This is a genomic window from Luteimonas sp. 22616 (assembly GCF_052044325.1).
Taxonomy (GTDB): Bacteria; Pseudomonadota; Gammaproteobacteria; order Xanthomonadales; family Xanthomonadaceae; genus Luteimonas.
This window is the reverse complement of sequence record NZ_JBQEMW010000001.1, coordinates 2,261,922-2,287,944: the sequence shown is the minus strand read 5'-3', so window position 1 is coordinate 2,287,944 and position 26,023 is coordinate 2,261,922. Positions and strand designations below refer to the sequence as shown.

Here is a 26,023-nt window from a genome sequence, read left to right as displayed (position 1 = left end):
ATTGCTTGTCAGACGTCCGCACAAGTGACCTGCATCCAGGAGTTCCACGGCGAATCGCCGGGGGACCGACCCCTTTTGGGGCCATAGCTCAGCTGGGAGAGCACCTGCTTTGCAAGCAGGGGGTCGTCGGTTCGATCCCGACTGGCTCCACCATCTGGCAATGAAACATTGGGTCTGTAGCTCAGGTGGTTAGAGCGCACCCCTGATAAGGGTGAGGCCGGTGGTTCGAGTCCTCCCAGACCCACCATCCTGGATGTCAATAGCGCACACAAAGATCTGATTGGGTTCCGGCATTGTGGCCGGGATCCTGTTCTTTGAAAAAATGGGACGTAGCGAGCGTTTGAGACGAATGTCCATACGTGTCGTAGAGGCTAAGGCGAGATGTCGAGAGACATCTTTATTGAAGTTGTAGTTCGTTGTGTTCGCAACGACATTAACTCCGAGGCGACTTGGGGTTATATGGTCAAGCGAATAAGCGCACACGGTGGATGCCTTGGCGGTCAGAGGCGATGAAGGACGTGGCAGCCTGCGAAAAGTGTCGGGGAGCTGGCAACAAGCTTTGATCCGGCAATGTCCGAATGGGGAAACCCACTCCGCAAGGAGTATCCATGAGTGAATACATAGCTCATGGAAGCGAACCCGGTGAACTGAAATATCTAAGTAACCGGAGGAAAAGAAATCAACCGAGATTCCCCTAGTAGCGACGAGCGAACGGGGAGCAGCCCAAAAGTTGTTCCGGTTCTAGCAAAACAGTCTGGAAAGACTGGCCATAGAAGGTGACAGCCCTGTATGCGAAAGGGCCGGAATGATGAAAAGTGAGTAGGGCGGGGCACGTGAAACCCTGTCTGAACATGGGGGGACCATCCTCCAAGGCTAAATACTCCTGACCGACCGATAGTGAACCAGTACCGTGAGGGAAAGGCGAAAAGAACCCTGGTGAAGGGAGTGAAATAGACCCTGAAACCGTGTGCGTACAAGCAGTAGGAGCTCCGCAAGGAGTGACTGCGTACCTTTTGTATAATGGGTCAGCGACTTACTGTTCGTGGCAAGCTTAACCGTATAGGGGAGGCGAAGGGAAACCGAGTCTGATAAGGGCGCATAGTCGCGGGCAGTAGACCCGAAACCGGGTGATCTAGTCATGGCCAGGGTGAAGGTTGAGTAACATCAACTGGAGGCCCGAACCCACGTCTGTTGCAAAAGACGGGGATGAGCTGTGATTAGGAGTGAAAAGCTAATCGAACCCGGAGATAGCTGGTTCTCCTCGAAAGCTATTTAGGTAGCGCCTCGGACGAATACTGCTGGGGGTAGAGCACTGTTATGGCTAGGGGGTCATTGCGACTTACCAAACCATGGCAAACTCCGAATACCAGCACGTACTATCCGGGAGACACACGGCGGGTGCTAACGTTCGTCGTGAAAAGGGAAACAACCCAGACCCACAGCTAAGGTCCCAAATTACCGCTAAGTGGAAAACGATGTGGAAAGGCACAGACAGCCAGGAGGTTGGCTTAGAAGCAGCCATCCTTTAAAGAAAGCGTAATAGCTCACTGGTCGAGTCGGTCTGCGCGGAAGATTTAACGGGGCTAAGCGGTAAACCGAAGCTTGGGGTGCATCACTTTGTGATGCGCGGTAGAGGAGCGTTCCGTAAGCCGGTGAAGGTGGATTGAGAAGTCTGCTGGAGGTATCGGAAGTGCGAATGCTGACATGAGTAACGATAATGCGGGTGAAAAGCCCGCACGCCGAAAGCCCAAGGTTTCCTTGCGCAACGTTAATCGACGCAGGGTGAGTCGGCCCCTAAGGCGAGGCAGAAATGCGTAGTCGATGGGAAGCAGGTTAATATTCCTGCACCTCGCATAAGTGCGATGGAGGGACGGAGAAGGTTAGGTCTACCAGGCGTTGGTTGTCCTGGGGAAAGGAGGTAGGGATGGATCTTTGGCAAATCCGGGATCCTTTATTCCGAGCACCGAGACGAGCTCATTAGAGCGAAGTGACTGATACCACGCTTCCAGGAAAAGCTCCTAAGCTTCAGCTTATGCAGACCGTACCGTAAACCGACACAGGTGGGTAGGATGAGAATTCTCAGGCGCTTGAGAGAACTCGGGTGAAGGAACTAGGCAACATGGCACCGTAACTTCGGGAGAAGGTGCGCCCTTTTTGGTGGCTACATGCGTAGCTGAGCTGAGAGGGGCCGCAGTGACCAGGCCGCTGCGACTGTTTATCAAAAACACAGCACTCTGCAAACACGAAAGTGGACGTATAGGGTGTGACGCCTGCCCGGTGCTGGAAGGTTAATTGATGGGGTCAGCCGCAAGGCGAAGCTCTTGATCGAAGCCCCAGTAAACGGCGGCCGTAACTATAACGGTCCTAAGGTAGCGAAATTCCTTGTCGGGTAAGTTCCGACCTGCACGAATGGCGTAACGACAGCGGCGCTGTCTCCACCCGAGACTCAGTGAAATTGAAATCGCTGTGAAGATGCAGCGTTCCCGTGGCAAGACGGAAAGACCCCGTGAACCTTTACTATAGCTTCACACTGAACGTTGAGTTCGTCTGTGTAGGATAGGTGGGAGGCTGTGAAACCCTGGCGCTAGCTGGGGTGGAGCCAACCTTGAAATACCACCCTGTCGTGCTTGACGTTCTAACCTGGGCCCGTAATCCGGGTCGGGGACCGTGTGTGGTGGGTAGTTTGACTGGGGCGGTCTCCTCCCAAAGAGTAACGGAGGAGCTCGAAGGTACGCTCAGCGCGGTCGGACATCGCGCACTGTGTGCAAAGGCATAAGCGTGCTTGACTGCAAGATCGACGGATCAAGCAGGTACGAAAGTAGGACTTAGTGATCCGGTGGTTCTGTATGGAAGGGCCATCGCTCAACGGATAAAAGGTACTCCGGGGATAACAGGCTGATACCGCCCAAGAGTTCATATCGACGGCGGTGTTTGGCACCTCGATGTCGGCTCATCACATCCTGGGGCTGTAGTCGGTCCCAAGGGTATGGCTGTTCGCCATTTAAAGTGGTACGCGAGCTGGGTTCAGAACGTCGTGAGACAGTTCGGTCCCTATCTGCCATGGGCGTTGGAGATTTGAGAGGGGCTGCTCCTAGTACGAGAGGACCGGAGTGGACGAATCTCTGGTGTTCCGGTTGTCACGCCAGTGGCATTGCCGGGTAGCTATATTCGGAAGCGATAACCGCTGAAAGCATCTAAGCGGGAAGCGCGCCTCAAGATGAGATCTCCCGGGGCACAAGCCCCCTAAAGGAACCATCAAGACTAGGTGGTTGATAGGCAGGGTGTGTAAGCACAGCAATGTGTTGAGCTAACCTGTACTAATGATCCGTGTGGCTTGACCATATAACCTCAAGTGGCCTTGGACTCGACGACACGTCGATGTTCGACGCAAAAGTTTCGCTACGTCCCAACTTATTCGCTGACGGCAAGCCGCTTCATGGGCTTGTTCCGAGGCAACCAACGAGAGCGTGTGCGCGTTATTCGGGCCAGTTGACCGGCCTTCGCGACCCTCCACCCTCTCCCTGGTGACAATAGCTGCGTGGAACCACCCGATCCCATCCCGAACTCGGAAGTGAAACGCGCACGCGCCGATGGTAGTGTGCATTTAGCATGCGAGAGTAGGTCATTGCCAGGGTCTTTACCCCGAAACCCCGCAGCCAAGGCTGCGGGGTTTCTTTTTGCCATTTTGAATGTGTTGGCGGCCTCAGCCGCGGGCGCCAAGGCGGCTACGGAGCGAAAATCAGGAGCCGGGAATCATTCACCGCGCCCTTCCTGCAGTCCGGCATCGCGCCTCGCGACCGGCCCTGTAAATCCCGCGGCTGAAGCCGCTCCTGCAACACCAGGTGCGGATGAGCGCAGGGCGAACCCGACCCGCCGATCCTTGAAGGGGCTGGAGACGGGAACGGACATGCGCGGCGTTTCGGGCGGTGGACCGGCACGTCGACGGGAATCGGATTGGGAGCGGGGTCCCGTCTTGCGGGAGGCCTTCTGAAAAGGCCGGCGTCGAGCTCGCGGCTGAAGCCGTCCCTGGGAGACGACCTAAAGTACGGTCGGTGGCTCGCTTCCCACGATGACAATGTCGGCCGGGCGTCTTGCGAACAGGCCGACGCTCACCACGCCGGGAATCTGGTTGAGTTCGCGCTCGAGTATCAGCGGTTCCGTGATGGCCAGACCGTGCACATCGATGATCCAGTTGCCGTTGTCGGTCACCACGCCTTCGCGCCAGACGGGTTGCGCGCCGGTGGCGGCGACGATCGCGCGCGCGACGAGGCTGCGCGCCATCGGGATGACTTCGACCGGAAGCGGAAATTTGCCTAGGACATCGACCCGCTTCGCCGGGTCGATGATGCAGACGAACCTGTCGCTGGCTTCGGCGATGATTTTTTCGCGGGTGAGCGCAGCGCCACCGCCCTTGATCAGGCACTTGCGCGGGTCGCACTCGTCGGCGCCGTCGACATAAAGCGGCAACTGGCCCGCATGGTTGAGGTCGATGACCTCGATCCCGTGCCCGCGTAGGCGCGCGCTGCTTTGTTCGGAGCTGGAAACGGCGCCTTCGATCCGGTGCTTGATCCGCGCCAGCGCATCGATGAAGTAGGCGACCGTCGAACCGGTGCCGACGCCCACGATCATGCCGTCCTCGACGTATTCGATGGCCTTCTCGCCGGCCATTCGCTTGGCTTCGCTCATGTTGCGGGGATTCCGGGTTGGATTTCGGGGAGCGGGCCCTGGGATGGGGCCCGATGGATCGTATTCATGACAGCGCGAGTAGCGCCTTCCACTGCGCGGCCGTGACCGGCAGCACCGACAGGCGCGTGCCCTTGCGGATCAACGCGAAATCGTCGCCCAGCACGTCGGCGTGGGCACGGATGGTGTCCAGCGGGATCGGCGTGTCGAGCGTGCGCACGAATCCGACGTCGACCAGGAACCAGCGCGGCTGTTCCTGCGTCGCCTTGGCGTCGTAGTACTTGGACTTCTTCTGGAACTGGGTCGGATCCGGATAGGTGCTACTGGCGACCTCGGCAATCCCGTAGATGCCGGGGACGTCGCAATTGGAGTGGTAGAACAGCACGCCGTCGCCGATCTTCATGTCGTCGCGCATGAAGTTGCGCGCCTGGTAGTTGCGCACGCCGGTCCACGGCTCGGTGCCGACCCGCTTCAGGTCGTCGATCGAGAAATCCGTCGGTTCGGACTTCATCAGCCAGTAGCGCTTGCGTGGACTCATTCGCTCGTATCGGACGGTGCAAGAAAGGTTTCGCGCTCGGTGCAGATCGCATCCATGGGCACATCCCAGGATTCGACCGCGATCGCATCGACCTGCTGGCTGGCGAACGCTGCACCGACCAGCCAGGGCGGCGCGGCGCGATCGCGGCGGAATGCGAAGCTGCGATCGTACCAGCCGGCGCCCATGCCAAGCCGATGGCAGCCTGCATCGAACGCGACCAGCGGTGCGACGACCAGGGCCATGTCCTCGCCGGCGAGCAGGGCATCGGGTGCGACGTCGGGTTCCGGAATTCCGTAGCGGTTCGAGACCAGCGCAGCACCCGGGCGCCACGGCGCGAAGTGCAGGCAATCCCCGTGCAGGACGGGCAGGCAATAGGTGAGCGTCGGTGGCAGGCGCAGTTGCCAGGCGTGCAGTCCGATCTCGCCGTCGACCGCCCAGTAGCCGGCAACGTGGCCATGCCGCGGCATGAAGGGCACGGAGAGCAGGTGTCCGGCGATGCGTTCGGCCGCGGCGATGCGCTCGCTGGCGGGTGCGGTGCGGCGCTGCTCGCGGAGGGCGCTGCGCAATGCGCGGGCGTCCTGGCTCATGGGGCATCCATCATCAGCGGCGGCGGCACGCGCCTGGCTTCGGCAGGCGGCTGCCGGGATGCCGTGGCGCAAGAAAATACGTCCTCCGCCATGTCGATGCATGCCAAACGACCTTGAACCCGGGGTTCAAGTGGGAGCGCCGGGAATCCATCGGGCTTACCGCTGCGAGGCGGGCTTGCACACCCGGTTTCCACTGCGCCCCCGTGGTCGTCATTAAGGGACAAGGCGTATGTTTGTGCACGCCGTCGATCACGGCAGAGGACGCGTCCGGAGTATAGCGTGAGATCGTGCGCGGCCGGATCCGTTCGTCGGTCGGCGTTCATCGCAGGTGGCGACATCGGCTGCATGCAGCCGCCGAACTCAGGCATCGAGCAGCGTATCGAGCTTGCGCTGGAGATCGCCCAGCGTGCGCGCGATCTCGCGGTCGCGATGGCCGGATTCCTCGCGCAGCTGCTGCAGTTCGTGGGCGAAGTTGAGCGCGGCCAGGACCGCGACGCGGTCGACCGCGGCCATGCGGTTGGCACCGCGCACTTCGCGCATCTTGGTGTCGAGCAGCTTGGCGGCCGCCATCAGGCTGTCGCGTTCGCCGGGTTCGACGCCAACGGTGTACTCGCGGTCCAGGACGCGGATGCTGGTCGGCTCGCTGGCGCTCATGTGTGTTGCTCCAGCGACTTGAGCCGCGCGATCATCGCTTCGACGCGCGAACGTGCCTGTTCGTTCTTCGCCAGCAGTTGCGAACGTTCCCCGGCCAGCTGTTCCTGCTGCTGGCGGAGGCTGCGGTTCTCCTCGGCCAGCCGCCGGGTGCGATCGGCGAGCGCGTCGAAGCGTTCGCCCAGAGCGCGCAGCTGTTCGATCACGTCCTGACTGTCCATGTCGGCACGATAGGCACGCGGCGGGGGGCGGTCAAGGCGGGGCCGCAGTCCCGCCTGCCCGGGCCTGGCCCCAGTGCCGGATGAACGACAGGCACTCGTGGGTGTCCAGCGGCGGCGACACCCAGAATCCCTGGACCTCGTCGCAGCCCTTGGCCCGCAGGAAGTCGAGCTGGGCCTGAGTCTCCACGCCCTCGGCGACGACGTTCAGCCCCAGCGAATGGGCCATGGTGATCACCGTGCTGGTGATCGCGGCATCGTCCGGGTCGCGGGAGAGGTCGTTGATGAACTCCTTGTCGATCTTGATAGTCGTGATCGGGAGCCGCTTGAGGTAGGCGAGCGAGGAGTAGCCGGTCCCGAAGTCGTCGATCGCCAGCGACACGCCGATCTCGCGGAACGCCTGCAGCTTGTTCGCCGTCTGCACCGCGTTCGCCATCAGCACGCTTTCGGTCAGCTCCAGCTCCAGCGCGCCGGGCGGGATCCCGGTGTCGGCCAGGACCCGCCGTACCACGTCCGGGAAATTGCCGCGCAGCAGCTGCAGCACCGACATGTTGACCGCGATGTTCAAGTCGGCGAGGCCGTGCTGGCGCCAGCGCTGCAGGGTCAGGCAGGCTTCGCGCAGCACCCATTCGCCGATCTCCAGGATCAGCCCGCTTTCCTCGGCGAGCGGGATGAACACGCTGGGCGGGATCTCGCCGTGCTCGGCGCTGGTCCAGCGCAGCAGCGCCTCGACCCCGGTGATGCGCGAGGAGCGCAACGCCAGCCGCGGCTGGTAGGCCAGATGCAGCTCGCCGCGGTCGATGACCTTGCGCAGCGCGCCGGCGAGGGTGGCGCGGCGACGGATCGACACGTCCATCGCGTCGTCGTAGCGGATGAAGGTGCGGCGGCCGGCGGCCTTGGCCTGGTACATCGCGGTGTCGGCCTGTTTGAGCAGTTCGGTCGGGACCTGGCCGTGGTCCGGGTAGACGCTGATGCCGATCGAGGGCGAGATCGAGATTTCCTGGCGCTCGTCGATGATCAGCGGGGCCTCGAAGGCCATGATGATCTCGCGCGCGGTCTTGTCCGCGTCGGCGAGGCTGTCGAGGTTCTCCAGCACCACGGTGAACTCGTCGCCGCTCAGGCGCGCCACCGTGTGGTGCTGGCCGACGGTCTGCTGCAGGCGCACCGCGGCCGAGCGCAGGATGCGGTCGCCGGCGGCGTGCCCGAGCGAATCGTTGATGTCCTTGAAGCGGTCCAGGTCGAGGAACAGCACCGCGACGCGGTTGTTCTCGCGCCGGGCGCGCACGATCGCGCGCGACAGCCGTTCCGACAGCAGGGTGCGGTTGGGCAGGTTGGTCAGGGTGTCGAAGTTGGCCAGGTAGCGCAGTTCCTGCTCGGTGCGCTTCTGCTGGGTGATGTCGTTGAGCACCGCGACATACAGCGGCGGCTCACCTTCGGCTTCCTGCACGACGCTGGTCTCGATCGCGCAGAGGAACTCCTCGCCGTCCTTGCGCCGCTGCCACATCTCGCCCGAGAAGCGGCCCTGGCGCGTGGCGATGTCGCGCACGTGGCGGTAGAAGGCCGGGTCGTGCTGCGTGCTGTCGAGCAGGTCGGCGCTACGGCCGGCGACCTGCTCGTCCTCGTAGCCGGTCATGCGAGTGAAGGCCGGGTTGACAGAGACGAAGCGGAAATCGCTGTCGAGGACGGTGACCGCTTCGTTCATGTTGCGCAGCACCGCGCTGGCGATGCGCCGCTCGCGCTCGATGTGGCGGTCACTGGTGATGTTGAGTGCGGTGCCGGCGACCCGGCGCACGCTGCCATCGGCGTCGCGCGCCACCACGCGGCCGCGCGCGCGGATCCAAACCCAATCGCCGTTGACGTCGAGGACGCGGTGTTCCGAGCGGAACATCGGGGTCGCGCCTTCGAGGTACTTGCGCAGGCGTTCGCGTGCCAGCGGCAAGTCGTCGGGATGGATCACCTGGGCGAGTTCGACCCGCTGCGGCAGTTGGGGCAGCCCGTCGGATACCGTTTCATCCGGCTGCGACCGGCGCAGCTTGTCGGCGACCAGGTCGTAGTCCCAGTAGTGTTCGCCCGTGGCCCAGAGCGCCAGCTTCAGGCGTTCCTCGCGTTCCCGGAGCTCCCTGACATAGGCCCGCTCGCTGCGTCGCCGCAACGTCATCAGGACTATCAGCGCCGCGACCAACGCCAGCACCAGGAGAATGATCCCCAGCATCAGCAGGTCGGCATGATCGATCAAGGCGAGCCCCTCCGCCGCCGCCCCCCGCGGCAGGAACGCAGTGTAATCCAGTTGCGCGCACGCCAAGCGGGCGCGACGGCCTGAGCGGCATTGGTACACTACGGCCCCCCGGATTCCGGTCGCCTGCCTTGTCCTCGGCCCTGCCTTCCCTGTCCGAAATCGACGACGCGAGCCGCAGCCTCGGGCTGGGCGTCACCGCGCCGGAACTGCATGGCGCGCTGTGCGGCTGGCTGGCGGGCGGCGGCGACGATGATCCGCAATGGCTGGGCAGGCTGCTGGTCGACGACGCGCTGCCTGCCGTCGTCGAAGGCAGCGCCTTCGATCGCATGGCCAAGGCCAGCGCCGCCCAGCTCGAGGACCGCAGCTTCGGCTTCGCGCTGCTGCTGCCGGACGACGATGTCGGGCTGGCCGAGCGCAGCGGTGCGCTGTTCGAATGGTGCCGCGGTTTCCTCGGCGCCTTTGGCCTGGCGGCGGGGAAGGATCCGCCGCTGTCCGACGAAGGACATGAAGCGCTGGCCGACATCGCCAGGCTCGCCGCCGCCTCGCCGCAGGAGGACGGCGACGAGGAGGACGAGGCCGCGCTGGCCGAGATCGAGGAGTTCGTCCGCGTGGCGACGCTCCTGCTGCATGGCGACTGCGCGCTCGGGCCGCGGCATCGCAGGACCCTCAACTGACCAGCCTCAACCGACCGGCCGGTCCGGACCGGCGCAGGGCCGGCGCGACCCCGACTTCCCGGAACACCATGGCCAGCAATCCCGTGATTCCCCGGACCAGTTACACGCGGCGCCGCAAGCAGTTGATGCGCATGGCGGGCAACGACGCGATCCTGATCCTGCCCGCCGCGCCCGAACGCGTGCGCAGCCGCGATACGCACTATCCGTACCGGCAGGACTCGGACTTGCTGTACCTGGCCGGCTTCCCCGAACCCGAGGCGGTGCTGGTGCTGGTCCCGGGGCGCACGCATGGCGAGAACCTGCTGTTCTGCCGCGAGCGCAACCCCGAACGCGAAGCCTGGGACGGGCCCCGCACCGGCCCCGAGGGTGCGATCGATGCCTACGGCATGGACGACGCGTATCCGATCGACGACATCGACGAGATCCTGCCCGGCCTGCTCGAAGGCCGCACGCGGGTGTACTACCACTTCGGACGCGACACCGATTTCGACCTGAAGCTGATCGGCTGGCTCAACCGCGTGCGCGCGCAGTCGCGACGCGGTGCGCAGTCGCCGCATGAGTTCCTCGAACTGGGTCACCTGCTCGACGAGATGCGCCTGTTCAAGTCGCGCGACGAGCTCAAGCTGATGCGCCGTGCCGCCGCGGTCAGCGTGCTGGCGCACGAGGCGGCGATGCGCGCGGCGCGGCCGGGCGTACGCGAGTACGAGCTGCAGGCCGAGATCGAGCGCGTGTTCCGCGCCCACGATGGACACCCGGCCTACGGCACCATCGTCGGCGCAGGCGCCAACGGCTGCGTGCTGCACTACATCGCCAACAACGCGCAGGCGAAGGACGGCGACCTGGTGCTGGTCGATGCCGGCGCCGAGATCCGCGGCTACGCGGCCGACATCACCCGCACGTTCCCGGTCAATGGTCGCTTCAGCAAGGAGCAACGGGCGTTGCACGACCTGGTCGGTGCTGCGCAGGTTGCGGCACTGGCGCAGGCCCGCCCGGGTGTTGCCTACGAGGCCGGCCACGAAGCAGCGGTTGCGACGCTGACCGAAGGCCTGCTCAAGCTCGGCCTGCTCAAGGGCAAGCTGGAAAAGAACATCGCCGACGGCAACCACAAGCGCTTCTATCCGCACAAGACCGGGCACTGGCTGGGCCTCGACGTGCACGACGTCGGCGACTACCGCATCGACGGCGAATCGCGCCTGCTCGAGCCGGGCATGGTGTTCACCATCGAGCCGGGTTTGTACGTGTCGCCGGATGACACGTCGGTGCCGGCGAAATGGCGCGGGATCGGCATCCGCACCGAGGACGACGTGCTCGTTACCGAGGATGGCCACGAAGTCCTGACCGAGGGGCTGGCGCGCAGTGCCGACGAGATCGAGGCGTTCATGGGTGAGCTGACGCGTTAGCCGATGCCCGATCGGCGTCGGCTGCGTCCGCGAACGCCCGGCCGTGAATGACTGGGCAGGACGATCCGAAGCGTGTGTCGTTGCCATGGGTGGCGACACGCGTGTCGAAGAAGCGAGGGATGGCCTGTCGGCATTGGTTGCCCAGCGAGCGAAACGCCAATGCTGGGGAGCCGCGACCCTCACCCCGCGCTGGCGAATTCCTCGCGCGTGAGGTTCACCGGCTCGCCGTCGGTGCAGACCACGTCATCCTCGATGCGGACGCCGCCGTACGGACGGAATGCATCCACGCGCGACCAGTCGACGGCGTCGGCGTGTCCATCGCGCTTCAGCTTCTCCAGCAGCATGTCGATGAAGTAGATGCCCGGCTCGATGGTCACCACCATGCCCGGTTCCAGCACGCGGGTCAGGCGCAGGTAGGGATGGCCGGCTGGCTTGGCGATGGTGCCGCCGGCGTCGGAGGCAGCGAAGCCGGCGACGTCGTGCACCTGCAGGCCGATGCCGTGGCCGAGCCCGTGCGGGAAGAATGCCGAACTCACGCCGCTGGCCAGCGCGGCCTCGGGCGAAACCTTGATCACGCCGAAATCCCCGAGGATCGCGGCCAGCGCCAGGTGCGCGTCCAGGTGCAACTGCTTGTAGTCCGCGCCGGCGCGGACCTGCGCGCCCATCTTCTGCTGGGCGGCGTCGACCGCGTCGACCAGCGACTGAAACTCGTCGCCGGGATCGGCCGCGTAGGTGCGGGTGATGTCGCTGGCATAGCCGCCGTGGCTGGCGCCGGCGTCGATCAGGAAGCTGCGCACCGGCTTCGGCGGCAGCCGGCCGAAGTCGGTGTAGTGCAGCACCGCGCCGTGCTCGTTGAGGGCGACGATGTTGCCGTATGGCAGTTCGTTGGAGTCCTGGCCGGCGGCCTGGCAGTAGGCCAGGTGGATGCCGAACTCGCTGGCCCCGGCGCGGAAGGCGCGCTCGGCGGCGCGGTGGCCGCGCACGCCGCGCCGGGTGGCCTCGCGCATCATCGCGATCTCGTACGGCGTCTTGTACGCGCGGTGGTATTCGAGGTAGTCCACCACCGCCGGCGGGTTGTTGGGCGCGAACGCGCCGTACTTGCCCAGCGCGCTCTGCGCCTCGCCGAGGATCGCGCAGCGGGTGGCGTTCTTGGGCAGGTGCTGTTGCGCCTCGTCGGGCTCGCGGATCACCACCACGTCGAAGTGCTCGAGCCAGTATCCGTTCGGGGCTTCGGGTACCACGTGCCAGTAGTCGTGTGGCTGCAGGTACACCAGGCGCGGCTTCTCGCCGGGCGTGTACACCAGCCAGCTGCCGGGGTTGCGGGTCAGCGGCAGCCAGGCCTTGAACTGCGGGTTGGCGGCGTAGGGGTAGTCGCGATCGTCGAACAGCTGGTAGTGCAGGGTGCCGCTGGGGACGACCAGGTGGTCCAGCCCGGCGCGCTCGAGGGCGGCGTCGGCGCGGGTTTTCAGCACATTCAGATGCGCGGCATATAGGATTGCAGGTTCTGCATTCATCGGTGGGGCACGATGGAAAGGTCCGGGCATTCTGCCGCAACCGCGACGCCGCTGCAGGGCGAGGAAGCCGCGGCGCGGTCGCTGCTGCTTGGCATGCCGGCGTGGTTGTTCGCGCTGGCCGGGCTGCTGGCGGGGCTGCTGGTGACCGGCGCGGTGGTGCTGCTGGAGCGCGGCAACCTGCAGGCCGAGGCGCAGCTGCAGGATTCGCAGTTCGCCCGGCGCAGCGTGGCGCAGGTGGCGCGGCAGCTCGAGACCAGCGGCCTGCTGCTGCGCGCGCTGCAGTCGTCGTTCATGGTCGACGACAAGATCGACCGGCAGCAGTTCGCCGGCGTCCACGACAACCTGCGCGCGAAGGAAGTGCTGCCGAGCCTGATCGCGATGGTGTTCGCCCGCCGCCAGGATCCCGAATCCCCCGGCGCCCGCCCGCGCTATATGTACGAGAACGTGGTCCCGCTGGACGGCAATCGCAGCCTGGTCGGCTTCGACATGGCCGCGCAGCCGGCGAACCTGCACGCGCTGCTGCGCGCCCGGGATACCGACCAGCCGGTGATGTCCGCCGCTTTCCCGCTGCGCCAGCCGGTCAGCGACCCGCGCGACGCGCTTGGCGTGGTCGTGCGGCTGCCGGTGTACAGCACCGGCTCGCGTCCGCTCGACGTAGCGCAACGGCGTGAGCGCGAACTCGGCGCGCTGGGCATCAGCATGCGGGTCCGCCCGATGCTGCTGGCCGCACTGCCGCCCGAAGCCCTGCGCCGCTACCGGGTGCGCGTGCTCGACACCACCGACGGAACTGGCGAGGTGCTGTTCGATTCGGAGGCGGGGCCCGTATCCGACGCGCGCAGCCATGGCGGCGACGTTGCCTTCGGCGAGCGCCATTGGCAGGTTCTGCTGCAGCCGCTGGGAAGCGGCTACGACGCGAGCCTGCTGTGGTTGATGGCGGTGACCGGCGCGATCGCCAGCATGCTGCTGGCACTGCTGCTGTGGTCGGCGGCGACCATGCGCAGGCGCGCGGTCACGCTGGGCCGCCAGCTCGCCGAACGCTATCGCGAGAGCGAAGAGCGCTTCCGCACCCTCAACGACCTGCTGCCGGCGCTGGTGCTGATGGCGCGCGCCGACGACGGCTGCGTCGTGTACGCCAACGAGGCCGCTTCCACGCGCCTGGGCGGAAACGTGGCCAGCGGCGAGACTCCGCTGGCGTCGCTGTTCGAGGATCCGGCGCTGCAGCGCGCCCTGTCCACGGCCATGGAGGACGTGCACTGGAGCAATGTCGATACCACGCTGCGCACGCTGGGTGGCGACCGGTTCTGGGCTTCGACGTCGATCAGCCAGGTCCAGCTCGGCGGCCTGGACAAGCTGTTGATGGTCGCCAGCGACACCTCCGAGCAGCGCCAGCTCACCGAACTGCTGAGTTACCAGGCCACGCACGACGCGCTGACTGGGTTGTGCAACCGGCGCGAGTTCGAGCGCAGCGTGCGCCGGACCCTGCAGGCGGTCGCGCGCGGCGGCGCCTCGGCGGCGTTGCTGTACATCGACCTGGACCAGTTCAAGCTGATCAACGACACCTCGGGCCACCTGGCCGGCGACCAGCTGCTGAGCCAGCTGGCGCTGGCGATGTCCGAGCACCTGCGCGGCGAAGACCTGCTGGCGCGGCTGGGCGGCGACGAGTTCGGGGTGCTCGCGCGGGACATGAGCGTCGACGGTGCGCAGTTGCTGGCAGAGCGCCTGCGCACGCGCATCGAGGGACTGATCTTCGTCTGGGAGCAGCGTTCGTACACGATCAGCGCCAGCATCGGCATGGTGATGATCGACCGCGCCGGCATGACCCTCGAGGACGTGTTCGCGCATGCCGACGCCGCCTGTTACATGGCCAAGGACCACGGCCGCAACCGCATCCACGTTTACTCGGCGCAGGAGGACGAGACGGTGCAGCGCCGCGGCGAGATGGAGTGGGCCAACCGCCTGCGGTGGGTGGTCGAGGAGGGCCGGCTGCTGCTCGATTACCAGGAAGTGCTGCCGCTGCAGGGCCAGCCGGAAACCGATCCGCACATCGAATTGCTGATCCGGCTGCGCGACGAGGAGGGCCGGATCGTGCCGCCGGGCGCATTCCTGCCTGCGGCCGAGCGCTACGGGATGATGCCGTCGCTGGACCGCTGGGTGATCGGCGAGGCGATCGCGAACTTCGACCGGCTCCACGCCAGCGGGCGCGCGCCGGGGCGCTGTGCGCTCAACTTGGCCGCCTCGACGCTCGAGGACGAAGGCTTGGCCGATTACGTGCTCGACCTGATCGCCCGCCACGGCGTGGCACCGTCGCGGCTGTGCTTCGAGATCACCGAAACCGAGGCGGTGCGCAACCTGGCGCGCGCGGTGCGGGTGATGGAGCGCCTGCGCGCGGTCGGCTGCCAGGTCGCGCTGGACGATTTCGGCGCCGGCATGTCCTCGTTCGGCTATCTCAAGAACCTGCCGGTCGACGTGATCAAGATCGACGGCAGTTTCATCCGCGAGCTCGACAGCGACCCGATGAGCCGCTCGATCGTCGACGTCATCACCGAGATCGGCCACCAGCGCGGGCTCGACGTGGTGGCCGAATGGGTGGCGAGCGCCAACACGGTCGAGCTGCTGCGCGAACTCGGCGTCGACTACGGGCAGGGGTTCGCGTTGCACCGGCCGGAGCGCGTGCTCTACCAGCGATGATCGGATGGCCGTCGCGCCGCCCGTGGGCCCGCCAGCGCGGGCAGGCCGCGGCGGTCAATGCGCGTCGGTCAGTGCGCGGCGCGGCTCACTCGTAGTGGCCGCCGGGCGCTTCGATCCATTTCTGGAGGCGCATCCGGTGTGCCGGGGCAACGGCGATGAAACGGAAGCCGATCCAGGCCTGGCCCGGTGCGCTGGCGCGGTCCATCCACAGCAGGTGCGCGCCCACTTCCACCGTCGCCGGCTGGCCCCCCTTTCCGTCCGGCAGCGCGAACTGCAGCTGGTAGAGCGCGTCGTCGACCAAGGTTTCGCTGGCGATCAGCAGCAGCCCGCTCTCGGACAGGTTGCCGATGTGGCCGACCACGCGTTCGGTCATCGCGTCGGTGACCAGGATCGTATCGGCCGCCTTGCGGCGGCGTGCGCGGCGGAATTCGTTGATCATTTCGGCTCCAGCAGCGCGGACTCTTCGCCGCGGCCGGCGAAGCTGCGCAGCGCGCTGACCGCCGCCTGCCAGGCGCGGTCGACCAGGCGCCCGCGATCGGCGGTGACGATGCGGGCCTGCCCGGCAGCGATCATGCGCGCGAGGCTGTCGAGCGAATGCTCGCCGACGCGCTGGCCGCGCTGGTTGACGAACAGCGCGTTGTTGGTGACCGGGCTGAACCACGACAGGCGCCGACGCACGCAGTCGCCCTGCTGGTTGACGACGAATTCGATCCAGGCGCCGAACGGCATCACCCGCAGTTGTTCGTAGCGGGCCTGTTCCTCCGGCGTGCGTGGCGGCAGCTTCGGGCCCTTGGCTTTCGCCGGGTCCTCGCCCAGCCGTGCGCGGGCCTTGAGCTTGATGGCCAGCTCGGTGCGCGAGGCGGGATCGTCCTCGCCTTCGGGCACGCGCTGGGTCAGGCGCTGCGCGATCACCCCGGCCTCGTCGACGTGGTAGCCGACCTGGCCGAGCGCTTCGGCCACGTGCGCGGTCAGCGCCGGATCAACGGGTGCGTCGTCGTTGCTGCAGGCGGAGACGATCTTCTGCGTGGCCTCCACCTGCCTGAGCCATTCGTCCGAGCCTTCGCCCTGCCGCAGCAGGGTCAGAGTGAGCACGTCCGCCCAGGCCTGGTGAAGCAGCGCGCGCGCGAACTTGGCCAGACGCCGGTCGCCGACGATCGCGTCGAGCGTTTCGGTGGCGCGCAGCTTGGCGACCTCGAGTTTTTCCTTGCCGCGCGCCGCCTCGACGTGCCGGCGCTCGAGCAGCTCGGCCTTGCGCACCTGTTCCTGCAGGTGGGTCTCGAGCTTGTTGTTGCTGGCGTCGAAGACCGCATCGTCGCCGTCGTAATTCTCGACGACGTGGGTCACCGCCTGTTGCAGCGGCAGGAGCATCCGCGGGTCGTAGTCGTCCTTGTCCAGCCACCTGGCCGCGGACTCGGCGACGGTGTTGAGCAGCCGCCGTGCCGGGTGGTGGCCGCGCACGAAGAACGCGCGGTCCTGCAGCGCGACGCGCAGCAGCGGCAGCTGCAGGCGGCGGATCAGCGCGGCGGCGGGCGCGTCGGCGCGGATCTCCTCCTCGATCTGCCCGTACAGCATCGACAGCAGTTCGAAGGTGTCGTTGTCCCGCTGCGACAGCGTCGCGCCCTTGCCGTGCTGCTGGCGCGCCTGGGCCAGCAGCGTCTGCTTGACGTCGTGCAGGCTGCGCCCGTTGCTGGTGGAGGGCGGCTCCACCTGCAGGACGCCCAGCGCACTGAACACGTCGCGGGTGCTCAGTTCGTCGCGCGGCCCGCCGGGCTGGTGCGGGCGCAGCTTGCCGATCAGCGCGCGCCGCCCGGCCATGAGCTGCTGCAGCATGGCCAGCGACGCCGTTTCGTCGCCGCCGTCCGGATCGTCACGGGGTTCGCCCATCCAGGCGGTGTGCGGGCGTGGCTGCGCCGACGGCGGACGCTTGTCCGGCGAGACGGCGGGTGCGTCGGCGGGCGCGTCCGCGGAGTCGGCGTCGCCGCGTGCGCGCCGGCTGCCGGCCGGAGCCGGGCCGCCTTGGCCAGGCTCCGCCCGGGCTCCCGCTCCGGTGCCGGTCGCACGTGCGCCGGCGGCTTGCTGCGGTTCGCCCTGCGGCGTGGCGCGTGCGCGCACCGGCACGAAGGTCAGGCCGGGCAGGATGCCGTCGGCATCCATCGTTTCGTCCAGCTTCTCGAGGATGCGCGCGTAGCCCGCCATCACCTGGCGATCGAAGATGCGGTACAGCAGCAGGCGCGCCTCGTAGGGCACCTGCAGCGTCTGGCTGGCGTCGCGCATGGCCCGGCACAGCGCGCGAGGGCCGAGCGGGATGTGCTCGGCGTCCAGGGCCGGGCTGCCGGCGAGCACGCCGAAGCGCTGGCCCAGCAGGTGCAGCGGCAGCGCAGCCCGCGCCTCCTGGCGGATGGCGACCTCGCGCAGCACCGCGCCCTCGTCCATCACCTCGTCCTCGACCAGGCTCAGGTTCTGGAAGCGCACGCGCGCGCCGGACTCAGGCGTTTCCGCCGCCGGCTGGGTAGCGCGGATCGCGGCGACCCCGGCTTCCAGCTCGAGCATGAAGCGCGGGATCAGGTCGGCGCTGTTCATGCGCAGGGTGCGCAGGGTCTGCATGTAACCCGATTCGACGCCGGGATTGCGCGCCATGTCGGCGAGCCGGAACAACTCCTGCTCGAACTCCTTGAGCATCGTGCCGAGGCTGTTGTCCAGTTCGACCGAGACCAGCGAAAGCGCGTGTTCCAAAGCTTTGCGCACACGCCGGGGCAAACCGGCGGCGGCAAGCGTGCGCGGCGTGGCATCGTTCGATGGCGTCGAAGCGGACATGGATGCGATTGTGCTCCCCCCGTGCGCTTCTTATCACGCCGGGGGCGGCCGGGGCCAGCGTACGGATTCCGTGCAGGCCTTCGGCCAGCGCCGATGACCGGCAGCGCCGTGGAAGCGCGTGCCGGCGCTAGGCGTCCAGGAACAGCGCGATCACGTCGTTGCCGAAACGCCGACCCAGTGCCGTCGGCCGGACGTGGCCGCCGTCGACCTGCAGCCAGTCGCGATCCCGGGCCTGCGCGAGCGGCGCGGCGATCGCCGCGCGCGGCAGCCCGGTGCGCGCCTCGAACTGCGCCAGCGGGAATCCCTCGACCAGGCGCAGGGCATTGAGCATGTACTCGAACGGCCTGCGCGCCGGTTCGATGGTTTCATCGCCGCCGATCGCCCCCGCGCCGCCCGCGGTGGCGAGGTAGGCTGCCGGGTGCTTGTGCTTCCAGCGCCGCATGATCGACTGTTCCGCGCCCAGCGTGAGCTTGCCGTGCGCGCCGGCGCCGATGCCGAGGTAATCGCCGAAGCGCCAGTAGTTGAGGTTGTGCGCGCACTGCCGTCCGGGCTGCGCGTAGGCGCTGACCTCGTACTGCGCGTAGCCGGCGTCGGCGAGCATCTGCTGGCAGCGTTCCTGCATGTCCCAGGCGGCGTCTTCGTCGGGGATGTCCTGCGGCGGCCTGGCGGCGAACACGGTGTTCGGTTCGAGCGTCAGCTGGTAATGGGAGACGTGCGCCGGCTGCAGCGCCAGTGCGCGCTCGATGTCGCGCTCGGCCATCGCCAGGGTCTGCCCGGGCAGCGCGTACATCAGGTCGAGGTTGAAGTTGTCGAAGCCGGCATCGCGGGCCAGTCGTACCGCGGCCTCGGCCTCGGCGCTGTCGTGGATGCGGCCCAGGCGCTGCAGCACGGCATTGTCGAAGGTCTGCACGCCGAAGCTCAGCCGGTTCACGCCGGCGGCGCGGTAGTGCTCGAAGCGGCCGTGTTCGGCGGTGCCCGGGTTGGTTTCCAGGGTGATCTCAAGCCCCGGCGCGAAGCGCAGGCGCGCGCTGGCGCCCTGCAGGAACGCGTCGATCGCCTCGGCCGGGAACAGGCTCGGCGTGCCGCCGCCGAAGAACACGCTGTGCACGGTGCGGCCCCAGGCCAGCGGCAGGTCGAAGTCGAGGTCGGCCAGCAGCGCTTCGACATACTGGTCGTACGGCGGGGTGCCGCCGGCACCGCGGAACTCGTGCGAGTTGAAGTCGCAGTACGGACACTTGCGCACGCACCAGGGCAGGTGGACGTACAGCGACAGCGGTGGCGGGGTCAGCATGGCGGGCATTGTAGGAGCCGCTGGTCCTGCAGGCGCGCCTGCTCTTGCAGGAGCGGCTTCAATCGCGAGCTCCTTGCACGATGAATGGATCGCTTGCAGGGGCGCACTTGGGTGCGACAGACCTTGCCGGCGATACCAGTCACGCCCAAGTACCCCTGCAAGGGAGGATCATCTTCCGCGAAAAGCTCGCGGCTGAAGCCGCTCCTACAGGGATGGGAGCTTTTCGCGCAGCGCCGCCAGCGCAAGGCCGCGGTGGCTGATCCGGTTCTTCAGCGCCGGATCGAGTTCGGCCGCCGACTGGCCGCGCTCGGGGTCGAGGAACACCGGGTCGTAGCCGAAGCCGCCGGCGCCGCGGGGCGCGTGCAGGATGCGGCCGTGCCAGCTGCCCTCGGCGATCAGCGGCTGCGGGTCGTCGGCATGGCGCAGCAGCACGATCGAGGCGTGGAAATGCGCGCCGCGCCGGTCGTCTGGCACCTCCCGCAGCGTGTCGAGCAGCTTGTTGATGTTGGCCTGCGCATCGCCGTGGCCGCCGGCATAGCGCGCGGAATACAGCCCGGGCGCGCCGCCCAGCGCGTCCACGCACAGGCCCGAGTCGTCGGCCAGCGCCGGCAGCCCGGTCACGCGCGCGGCGTGGCGCGCCTTGAGCAGGGCGTTTTCGACGAAGCTCAGGCCGGTTTCCTCGATGTCGTCGACGCCGAGTTCGCCCTGCGCGACGCAGTCGATGCCGCTGTCGCCGAGCAGATCCGCGAACTCGGCCAGCTTGCCGCGGTTGCCGCTGGCGATGACCAGCTTCACCGGCGCATTTCCAGCAGGTCCCAGCGGTTTCCGTACAGGTCCTCGAACACCGCGACCGTGCCGTAATCCTCCTGCCTGGGGGCCTCGACGAAGCGCACGCCGCGCGCGCGCATGGCCGCGTGGTCGCGAGCGAAATCGTCGGTCTCGAGGAAGAAGCCGACCCGGCCGCCGGTCTGGTCGCCGACACGGGTGCGCTGGTGGTCGTCGGCGGCGCGCGCCAGCAGCAGCGCAGTCGCGCCGGCGCCGCGCGGCGCGACCCGCACCCAACGCTTGCCTTCGCCACGCGGCGAATCCTCCAGCAGCTCGAACCCGAGTGCGCCGGTGTACCAGGCGATGGCCTCGTCGTAATCGGAAACGACGACCGCGACGGTGGCGATGGACTGTGTCATGCGCGTCTACCGCGGCGGGGTTAGCGCGCCAGCGCCTCGCGCTGCGCGGCCAGCAGTTCGCCGATGCCACGTTCGGCCAGGCCGAGCAGGGCGTCGAGTTCGTCGCGGCGGAAGGCGTGGCCTTCGGCCGTGCCCTGAAGCTCGATGAAGCCGCCGCCGTCGTTCATCACCACGTTCATGTCGGTGTCGCAGTCGCTGTCCTCGGCGTAGTCGAGGTCGAGCACCGGCACGCCGCGGTAGACGCCGACCGACACCGCCGCCACGGCGCCGAAGATCGGATCGCGGGCGATGTCCTTGCGCGACTGCAGCCAGCGCACGGCGTCGACCAGCGCCACGTAGGCGCCGGTGATCGCGGCGGTGCGGGTGCCGCCGTCGGCCTGCAGCACGTCGCAGTCCAGGGTAATGGTGCGCTCGCCGAGCGCGCGGCGGTCGACGCAGGCGCGCAGCGCGCGGCCGATCAGGCGCTGGATTTCCAGCGTGCGGCCGCCCTGCTTGCCGCGCGCGGCCTCGCGATCGTTACGGGTATTGGTCGAACGCGGCAGCATGCCGTATTCGGCGGTGACCCAGCCCTCGCCCTTGCCGCGCAGGAAACCCGGGACGCGGTTTTCGACGCTGGCCGTGCACAGCACGCGGGTGTCGCCGAAGCTCACCAGCACCGAGCCTTCCGCGTGACGGGTGAAGGCGCGTTCGATGCGCACCTCGCGCAGCTGGTCGGGCGCGCGGCCGCTGGGACGGGCAGGAGCCTGCGGGGCAGGAGTGGACATGGAGGTGGTTACCGGACGCGGCGCGCGAGTTTAGCAGGGCACCGCATGCCGATCGGTGAGCATGGACGCAGGTGGCCGCCTGCACGTCGCGGCATGCGCCGGCGGGCGATGTGCGTGGGTGCAAATCCACGCCAGGGCGCCGAAGCGCATCCCCGAACCCGGGGCGCTCCGGCAACGGCCCCTGCTCCCCGCAATGGCATACTTCCAGCCCGATTCTTCCCGCAGGCACCACATGATCCGCAGCATGACCGCCTTCGCCGCCGGCGAACGCTCGACCGAATGGGGCACGCTCGGCTGCGAGATGCGCGCGGTCAACCATCGCTTCCTCGAGCTGGGCGTGCGCCTGCCCGACGAACTGCGGCTGCTGGAGCCGGCATTGCGCGAGCGCGTATCGGCGCGGGTGTCGCGCGGCAAGGTCGACCTCACCCTGCGCCTGCGCGCCGGCGAGGGCGGCGGCACGCTGCAGGTCAACGATGCGCTGCTGCAGCAGTTGGGCGACCTGGCGACAGGCATCGACGCGCGCTTCCCGGCGCTGCGCACCCAGTTCATCGACCTGTTGCAGTTTCCCGGCGTGCTGCAGTCCAGGGCCGGCGACCCGGCCGCGCTGCACGCCGAGGCGATGGAACTGCTGGACGAGGTGCTCGCCGAATTCGTCGCTTCGCGTGAACGCGAGGGCGGCAAGCTGGTCGCCGCGATCCTCGAGCGCGTCGACGGCATTGCCGCGCAGGCCGCGCAGGTGCGCGAGCTGATCCCGGTGATCCGCGCCGGCCAGCGCGCCAAGCTCGACGCCCGCATCGCCGACCTGGCGCAGGCCGCCGATCCCGGGCGCGTGGAGCAGGAGCTGGTGCTGTGGCTGCAGAAGCTCGATGTCGACGAGGAGCTCGACCGCCTCGACAGCCACGTCGTCGAGATCCGCCGCATCTTCACCCAGGACCAGCCGGTCGGCCGCCGCCTCGATTTCCTGCTGCAGGAGTTCAACCGCGAGGCCAACACCCTGGGCTCGAAGTCGGTCGACGCGCGCACCAGCAACATCGCGGTGGAGCTGAAGGTGCTGATCGACCAGATCCGCGAACAGGTGCAGAACATTGAGTAACGGGGATTGGTGATTCGTGATTCGTGATTCGAAGAAGCGCAGAGCCGGGAATACGGGAGGTTGGTTTTGACCCATCACGGATCACCAATGGCCGATCACGGCTCCATGCGCGGCACCCTCTTCATCGTCGCGGCGCCGTCGGGCGCCGGCAAGTCGAGCATCGTCAACGCGTGCCTGGCACGCGACCCCAACATCTGCCTGTCGATCTCCTACACCTCGCGCGCGCCGCGCCCGGGCGAGCACCACGCCGAGCACTACAACTTCGTCGGCCGCGACGAGTTCCAGCGCATGATCGATGCCGGCGACTTCTTCGAGTACGCGCTGGTGCATGGCGACTGGAAGGGCACGGCGAAGCAGGCGGTGGAGTCGCGCCTGGCGGAAGGCCGCGACGTGCTGCTGGAGATCGACTGGCAAGGCGCGCGCCAGGTGCGCGAACAGGTGTCCGGCGCGGTCAGCGTGTTCATCCTGCCGCCGTCGCGCGAGGCGCTCGACCAGCGCATGCGCAAGCGCGGGCAGGACAGCGAGGCCGTCATGGCGCAACGCCTGGCCGCCGCGCGCGAGGAGATGTCGCACTACGACGAGTTCGACTACGTCATCGTCAACGAGCATTTCGAGACCGCCGTCGACGAGATGTGCGTGATCTTCGCCGCCAGCCGGCTGCGCCGCGAGGTGCAGGCGAGGCGCCACGCGGCGTTGGTCGCCGCGCTGCTGGCCGAAGGCGAATAGGCGTGGCTTCCCCGCAGGAGCGGCTTCAGCCGCGAGCACCTGCATTGGGAATAGCCGCAAACGCTCGCGGCCGAAGCCGCTCCTGCGGGGGGCGAGGCTCCCGGACGCCCTGAAAGTCCCGCAAGTGGTTGATTTTCCGGCGCAACGCTTGTGCCGGGGGCGGCCAATCCAGTAGAATCCGCCTCCCCCTATCTATTGAATCGACGGCCCGACCGGCCGCCGGGAGAGTTATGGCCCGCATCACCGTGGAAGATTGCCTGGAAGTCGTCGACAACCGCTTCGAGCTCGTCATGATGGCCGCCAAGCGCGCGCGCCAGCTCGCCAATGGCGTCGAGGCGCAGATCGACAACACCGAGAACGACGACAAGCCGACGGTGCTGGCCCTGCGCGAGATCGCCGCCCGCCGCATCGACCAGCCGTACATCGACGCCGTCGACAAGGCCGAGCGCGAGCGCAAGGAGCGCGAGGCGCTGGAATGGGCCGCCGCCGAAGTGGTCGCCGACGAGGACATGTCCAAGGGCGACGACCTGTAAGACCGGAAACCGGCACGGGGAAGCGGGGGCAGGACCCCGGCTCCCGGCACTTCCTGCCCCATCCGTGCCCGCACGACGACCCCGCGAAAGCGGGGTTGTTGCGTTCTGGCCGCTGAATGCGCAGGCGGCCCGGTGGCGGTGGGCTGCCCGGCGGGCGCCGATTCGCCGTTCCCGACTCCCCATTCGCGGCATTTCGCCTTAGGCTCGACCCCATGACCCCCGCCGAGCCTGCCCACCTCGACACCGCGACGCCCGCCGACGACTCCGTCCCGGATTACGTCCTGGACCTCGAGCGCGCGGCCGACTACCTGCCGCCCGCACAGCGCGCGCTGCTGCGGCGCGCCTGGGCGGTGGGCGCGGCCGCGCACGCCGGGCAGCTGCGCAAGTCCGGCGAACCCTACATCACCCATCCGGTGGCGGTGGCGCGGGTGCTGGCCGAGCAGAACGTCGACGTCGAGACCCTGGTCGCGGCGATCCTGCACGACACCATCGAGGACACGCCGCTCGATCGCGATCAGCTCGCGGCCGAGTTCGGCGAGACCGTGGCCGAGCTGGTCGACGGCGTCACCAAGCTCGACAAGCTCAAGTTCCAGGACCGCCAGGAAGCCGCCGCCGAAAGCTTCCGCAAGATGCTGCTGGCGATGGCGCGCGACCTGCGGGTAATCCTGATCAAGCTCGCCGACCGCCTGCACAACATGCGCACCCTGGGCGCGCAGACGCCCGAGGCGCGCGAGCGCATCGCCCGCGAGACGCTGGAGATCTACGCGCCGATCGCCCAGCGCCTGGGCATGAACCTGATCAAGGCCGAGCTGCAGGACCTGGGTTTCCGCGCGCTGCACCCGATCCGCCACGCGGTGCTGGAAAAGCGCATCCGCGCCCAGCCGCTGCTGCGGCGCGAGGCGCTGGCGCGGATCGAGGCGCAGCTGGCGCAGAAGCTGGCCCACGAAGGCCTGCAGCACAAACTGGTGGGCCGGGTGAAGTCGCCGTGGAGCATCTACAACAAGATGCAGGCGGAGGGCAAAACCTTCACCCAGGTGATGGACGTGTTCGGCTTCCGCGTCATCGTCGGCACCGTGGCCGACTGCTACCACGCGCTGGGCGTGGTGCACTCGGTCTACAAGCCGCTGGACGGCCGCTTCCGCGACTTCATCGCCATTCCCAAGGCCAACGGCTACCAGTCGCTGCACACGGTGCTGTTCGGCCCCTACGGCTCGCCGATCGAGGTGCAGATCCGCACCCAGGAGATGGACCTGATCGCCGAACGCGGCATCGCCGCGCACTGGACCTACAAGCACGGCGGCGAAGCGCCCAACAGCGCCCAGGTGCGGGCGCATTCGTGGATCAGCAACCTGCTCGAATCGCAGCGCGGCACCGGTTCGTCGCTGGAGTTCCTGGAGAACGTCAAGGTCGACCTGTTCCCGGACGAGGTCTACCTGTTCACGCCCAACGGTGACATCCTGGCGCTGCCGCGCAACGCCACCGCGCTCGATTTCGCCTACGCGGTGCACACCGACGTCGGCAACCAGGCGGTGGCCGCGCGCGTGGACAAGAAGCTGGTGCCGCTGCGCACCAAGCTGGTGAGCGGGCAGAAGGTGGAGATCGTGACTGCGAAATCCTCGATGCCCAAGCCGCAGTGGCTGGAGTTCGTGGTCACCGGCAAGGCGCGCACCGCGATCCGCCACCAGCTCAAGCACCTCGAGCACGAGGATGCCGTGCAGCTCGGCCACAGGATGCTCGACCGCGCGCTCGAGGAGCGCGGCAGCTCGCTCGAACGCCTGCCGGTCGCGCGCCTGGAGGCTTACCTGGGCGAGCTGCGCTATCCGCGGCTCGAAGAACTGCTGGCCGACATCGCGCTGGGCAACCGCATGCCGGCGCAGGTGGCGCAGTCGCTGACCCGCGACGAAGGCGGCACCCTCGAACTGCTCGACACCGCCACGATGCCGCGCAGCGGCGACAAGATCCTGATCACCGGCAACGAGCGCGGCATCATCACCTTCGCCTCGTGCTGCATGCCGATTCCCGGCGACGACATCATGGGCTACCACACCACCGGCCGCGGCATCATGGTGCACCGGATGGAATGCCCGAACGTGGCCGACTACCGCAAGTCGCCGGAGCGCTGGGTCGCGATCGGCTGGGACCGCGACGTCAGCGGCGACTTCGGCGCCGCGCTGCGGGTGGAAGTGGAGAACAGCCCCGGCGTGCTGGCGCAGGTGGCCGCCGCGATCGCCGAGGCGCACTCCAACATCGACGGCGTCGAATACCTCGAGCGCGACACCAACATCGCCGCGATCCGCTTCTCGATCGAGGTCAAGAGCCGCAAGCACCTCGCCGACGTGATCCGCCGCACGCGCCGGCTGCACGTGGTGCACGGGGTGCAGCGGTTGTAGGAGCGCCCAGGGGGCGCTCCTACTAGAATCACCGGTTTC

The 26,023-nt window shown here is 67.4% G+C and carries 20 protein-coding genes, 2 tRNA genes, 2 rRNA genes and 1 other RNA gene; 11 read left to right on the top strand and 14 right to left on the bottom strand.

The features are described from left to right. The first annotated feature begins 77 nt into the window (after positions 1-77). From ACTJIL_RS10565 to rrf, 4 genes are all read left to right on the top strand, one after another. Positions 78-153 (top strand) — tRNA-Ala (locus tag ACTJIL_RS10565). A gap of 17 nt (positions 154-170) precedes the next feature. Then, positions 171-247: transfer RNA gene (locus ACTJIL_RS10560), tRNA-Ile, on the top strand. 214 nt (positions 248-461) lie between these two features. Further along, positions 462-3,342 (top strand): 23S ribosomal RNA (locus tag ACTJIL_RS10555). Between the two features lie 178 nt (positions 3,343-3,520). Next, positions 3,521-3,634, top strand: a 5S ribosomal RNA gene (rrf, locus tag ACTJIL_RS10550). Between the two features lie 404 nt (positions 3,635-4,038). Here the strand turns inward: rrf and rpiA are convergent. The 7 genes from rpiA to ACTJIL_RS10515 form a co-directional block, all read right to left on the bottom strand. Further along, the gene (gene rpiA, locus ACTJIL_RS10545; protein WP_440755468.1) at positions 4,039-4,686 is read right to left on the bottom strand and encodes a ribose-5-phosphate isomerase RpiA; all 648 of its coding nucleotides are present in this window, start codon (positions 4,684-4,686) and stop codon (positions 4,039-4,041) included. 64 nt (positions 4,687-4,750) lie between these two features. Beyond that, the gene (locus ACTJIL_RS10540) at positions 4,751-5,221 is read right to left on the bottom strand and encodes an EVE domain-containing protein (RefSeq protein ID WP_440755467.1); all 471 of its coding nucleotides are present in this window, start codon (positions 5,219-5,221) and stop codon (positions 4,751-4,753) included. Further along, positions 5,218-5,808, bottom strand: coding sequence for a 5-formyltetrahydrofolate cyclo-ligase (locus tag ACTJIL_RS10535; RefSeq protein WP_440755466.1), 591 nt, complete (start codon positions 5,806-5,808; stop codon positions 5,218-5,220). The genes ACTJIL_RS10540 and ACTJIL_RS10535 overlap by 4 nt, the downstream gene beginning before the upstream one ends. Positions 5,809-5,886: 78 nt before the next feature. Next, positions 5,887-6,072, bottom strand: a non-coding RNA gene (ssrS, locus tag ACTJIL_RS10530) — 6S RNA. 96 nt (positions 6,073-6,168) lie between these two features. Beyond that, complete coding sequence (locus ACTJIL_RS10525; protein ID WP_440755465.1) at positions 6,169-6,462, bottom strand: cell division protein ZapA; 294 nt, start codon at positions 6,460-6,462, stop codon at positions 6,169-6,171. Continuing rightward, positions 6,459-6,680: a TIGR02449 family protein gene (locus tag ACTJIL_RS10520; protein WP_440755464.1), complete on the bottom strand. Its 222-nt coding sequence runs from the start codon at positions 6,678-6,680 to the stop codon at positions 6,459-6,461. Before ACTJIL_RS10520 ends, ACTJIL_RS10525 begins: the two co-directional genes overlap by 4 nt. Positions 6,681-6,711: 31 nt before the next feature. Continuing rightward, a complete protein-coding gene (locus ACTJIL_RS10515) occupies positions 6,712-8,913 on the bottom strand; it encodes a putative bifunctional diguanylate cyclase/phosphodiesterase (protein WP_440755463.1) in 2,202 nt (733 codons plus the stop codon). 128 nt (positions 8,914-9,041) lie between these two features. On the opposite strand from ACTJIL_RS10515, the gene ACTJIL_RS10510 reads away from it, so the two are divergent. Then, positions 9,042-9,587: a UPF0149 family protein gene (locus ACTJIL_RS10510; RefSeq protein ID WP_440755462.1), complete on the top strand. Its 546-nt coding sequence runs from the start codon at positions 9,042-9,044 to the stop codon at positions 9,585-9,587. Between the two features lie 68 nt (positions 9,588-9,655). Continuing rightward, the gene (locus ACTJIL_RS10505; RefSeq protein WP_440755461.1) at positions 9,656-10,987 is read left to right on the top strand and encodes an aminopeptidase P N-terminal domain-containing protein; all 1,332 of its coding nucleotides are present in this window, start codon (positions 9,656-9,658) and stop codon (positions 10,985-10,987) included. 179 nt (positions 10,988-11,166) lie between these two features. On the opposite strand, the gene pepQ is transcribed toward ACTJIL_RS10505, so the two are convergent. Then, the gene (gene pepQ, locus ACTJIL_RS10500) at positions 11,167-12,501 is read right to left on the bottom strand and encodes a Xaa-Pro dipeptidase (protein WP_440755460.1); all 1,335 of its coding nucleotides are present in this window, start codon (positions 12,499-12,501) and stop codon (positions 11,167-11,169) included. 12 nt (positions 12,502-12,513) lie between these two features. Here pepQ and ACTJIL_RS10495 point away from each other — a divergent pair, with 12 nt between their 5' ends. Continuing rightward, positions 12,514-15,189, top strand: coding sequence for a bifunctional diguanylate cyclase/phosphodiesterase (locus ACTJIL_RS10495; protein WP_440755459.1), 2,676 nt, complete (start codon positions 12,514-12,516; stop codon positions 15,187-15,189). Positions 15,190-15,274: 85 nt separating this feature from the next. Here the strand turns inward: ACTJIL_RS10495 and ACTJIL_RS10490 are convergent, their stop codons facing one another. The 6 genes from ACTJIL_RS10490 to rph all read right to left on the bottom strand — a co-directional run bounded on the left by ACTJIL_RS10490 (position 15,275) and on the right by rph (position 21,242). Continuing rightward, positions 15,275-15,628 carry a PilZ domain-containing protein gene (locus ACTJIL_RS10490; RefSeq protein WP_440755458.1) on the bottom strand — a complete coding sequence of 118 codons (354 nt, stop codon included), beginning with the start codon at positions 15,626-15,628 and terminating at the stop codon, positions 15,275-15,277. Beyond that, positions 15,625-18,003 carry a DUF1631 domain-containing protein gene (locus tag ACTJIL_RS10485; RefSeq protein ID WP_440755457.1) on the bottom strand — a complete coding sequence of 793 codons (2,379 nt, stop codon included), beginning with the start codon at positions 18,001-18,003 and terminating at the stop codon, positions 15,625-15,627. Before ACTJIL_RS10485 ends, ACTJIL_RS10490 begins: the two co-directional genes overlap by 4 nt. A 127-nt stretch (positions 18,004-18,130) precedes the next feature. Continuing rightward, positions 18,131-19,294, bottom strand: coding sequence for a radical SAM family heme chaperone HemW (gene hemW / locus ACTJIL_RS10480; RefSeq protein ID WP_440755456.1), 1,164 nt, complete (start codon positions 19,292-19,294; stop codon positions 18,131-18,133). Between the two features lie 204 nt (positions 19,295-19,498). After that, positions 19,499-20,089, bottom strand: coding sequence for an RdgB/HAM1 family non-canonical purine NTP pyrophosphatase (gene rdgB / locus ACTJIL_RS10475; RefSeq protein ID WP_440755455.1), 591 nt, complete (start codon positions 20,087-20,089; stop codon positions 19,499-19,501). Further along, positions 20,086-20,478, bottom strand: a complete 393-nt coding sequence (locus ACTJIL_RS10470) for a VOC family protein (RefSeq protein WP_440755454.1) — start codon at positions 20,476-20,478, stop codon at positions 20,086-20,088. The genes rdgB and ACTJIL_RS10470 overlap by 4 nt, the downstream gene beginning before the upstream one ends. Before the next feature lie 20 nt (positions 20,479-20,498). Then, positions 20,499-21,242 (bottom strand): ribonuclease PH, encoded by a 744-nt coding sequence (gene rph / locus ACTJIL_RS10465; protein WP_440755453.1) that lies wholly within the window; start codon positions 21,240-21,242, stop codon positions 20,499-20,501. A 232-nt stretch (positions 21,243-21,474) separates the two neighbouring features. Between rph and ACTJIL_RS10460 the strand changes: the two genes are divergently transcribed. From ACTJIL_RS10460 to ACTJIL_RS10445, 4 genes are all read left to right on the top strand, one after another. Beyond that, complete coding sequence (locus tag ACTJIL_RS10460; protein WP_440755452.1) at positions 21,475-22,335, top strand: YicC/YloC family endoribonuclease; 861 nt, start codon at positions 21,475-21,477, stop codon at positions 22,333-22,335. Between the two features lie 105 nt (positions 22,336-22,440). Then, entirely contained in the window at positions 22,441-23,061 is a 621-nt protein-coding gene (gene gmk / locus ACTJIL_RS10455; protein ID WP_440755451.1) for a guanylate kinase, read from the top strand. A gap of 230 nt (positions 23,062-23,291) precedes the next feature. Then, positions 23,292-23,594, top strand: coding sequence for a DNA-directed RNA polymerase subunit omega (rpoZ, locus tag ACTJIL_RS10450; protein ID WP_440755450.1), 303 nt, complete (start codon positions 23,292-23,294; stop codon positions 23,592-23,594). Between the two features lie 212 nt (positions 23,595-23,806). Then, positions 23,807-25,984 (top strand): RelA/SpoT family protein, encoded by a 2,178-nt coding sequence (locus ACTJIL_RS10445; protein ID WP_440755449.1) that lies wholly within the window; start codon positions 23,807-23,809, stop codon positions 25,982-25,984. Positions 25,985-26,023 lie beyond the last annotated feature (39 nt).

Bases quoted from the DNA above. Each gene is read 5' to 3' on its own strand.
- hemW (WP_440755456.1), bottom strand. From the start codon at position 19,294: ATGCTGACCCCGCCACCGCTGTCGCTGTACGTCCACCTGCCCTGGTGC.
- gmk (WP_440755451.1), top strand. From the start codon at position 22,441: ATGCGCGGCACCCTCTTCATCGTCGCGGCGCCGTCGGGCGCCGGCAAG.
- ACTJIL_RS10485 (WP_440755457.1), bottom strand. From the start codon at position 18,003: ATGTCCGCTTCGACGCCATCGAACGATGCCACGCCGCGCACGCTTGCC.
- ACTJIL_RS10490 (WP_440755458.1), bottom strand. From the start codon at position 15,628: ATGATCAACGAATTCCGCCGCGCACGCCGCCGCAAGGCGGCCGATACG.
- ACTJIL_RS10540 (WP_440755467.1), bottom strand. From the start codon at position 5,221: ATGAGTCCACGCAAGCGCTACTGGCTGATGAAGTCCGAACCGACGGAT.
- rpoZ (WP_440755450.1), top strand. From the start codon at position 23,292: ATGGCCCGCATCACCGTGGAAGATTGCCTGGAAGTCGTCGACAACCGC.
- pepQ (WP_440755460.1), bottom strand. From the start codon at position 12,501: ATGAATGCAGAACCTGCAATCCTATATGCCGCGCATCTGAATGTGCTG.
- ACTJIL_RS10470 (WP_440755454.1), bottom strand. From the start codon at position 20,478: ATGACACAGTCCATCGCCACCGTCGCGGTCGTCGTTTCCGATTACGAC.
- ACTJIL_RS10535 (WP_440755466.1), bottom strand. From the start codon at position 5,808: ATGAGCCAGGACGCCCGCGCATTGCGCAGCGCCCTCCGCGAGCAGCGC.
- ACTJIL_RS10525 (WP_440755465.1), bottom strand. From the start codon at position 6,462: ATGAGCGCCAGCGAGCCGACCAGCATCCGCGTCCTGGACCGCGAGTAC.
- ACTJIL_RS10460 (WP_440755452.1), top strand. From the start codon at position 21,475: ATGATCCGCAGCATGACCGCCTTCGCCGCCGGCGAACGCTCGACCGAA.
- ACTJIL_RS10520 (WP_440755464.1), bottom strand. From the start codon at position 6,680: ATGGACAGTCAGGACGTGATCGAACAGCTGCGCGCTCTGGGCGAACGC.
- rph (WP_440755453.1), bottom strand. From the start codon at position 21,242: ATGTCCACTCCTGCCCCGCAGGCTCCTGCCCGTCCCAGCGGCCGCGCG.
- rpiA (WP_440755468.1), bottom strand. From the start codon at position 4,686: ATGAGCGAAGCCAAGCGAATGGCCGGCGAGAAGGCCATCGAATACGTC.
- ACTJIL_RS10505 (WP_440755461.1), top strand. From the start codon at position 9,656: ATGGCCAGCAATCCCGTGATTCCCCGGACCAGTTACACGCGGCGCCGC.
- ACTJIL_RS10495 (WP_440755459.1), top strand. From the start codon at position 12,514: ATGGAAAGGTCCGGGCATTCTGCCGCAACCGCGACGCCGCTGCAGGGC.
- ACTJIL_RS10445 (WP_440755449.1), top strand. From the start codon at position 23,807: ATGACCCCCGCCGAGCCTGCCCACCTCGACACCGCGACGCCCGCCGAC.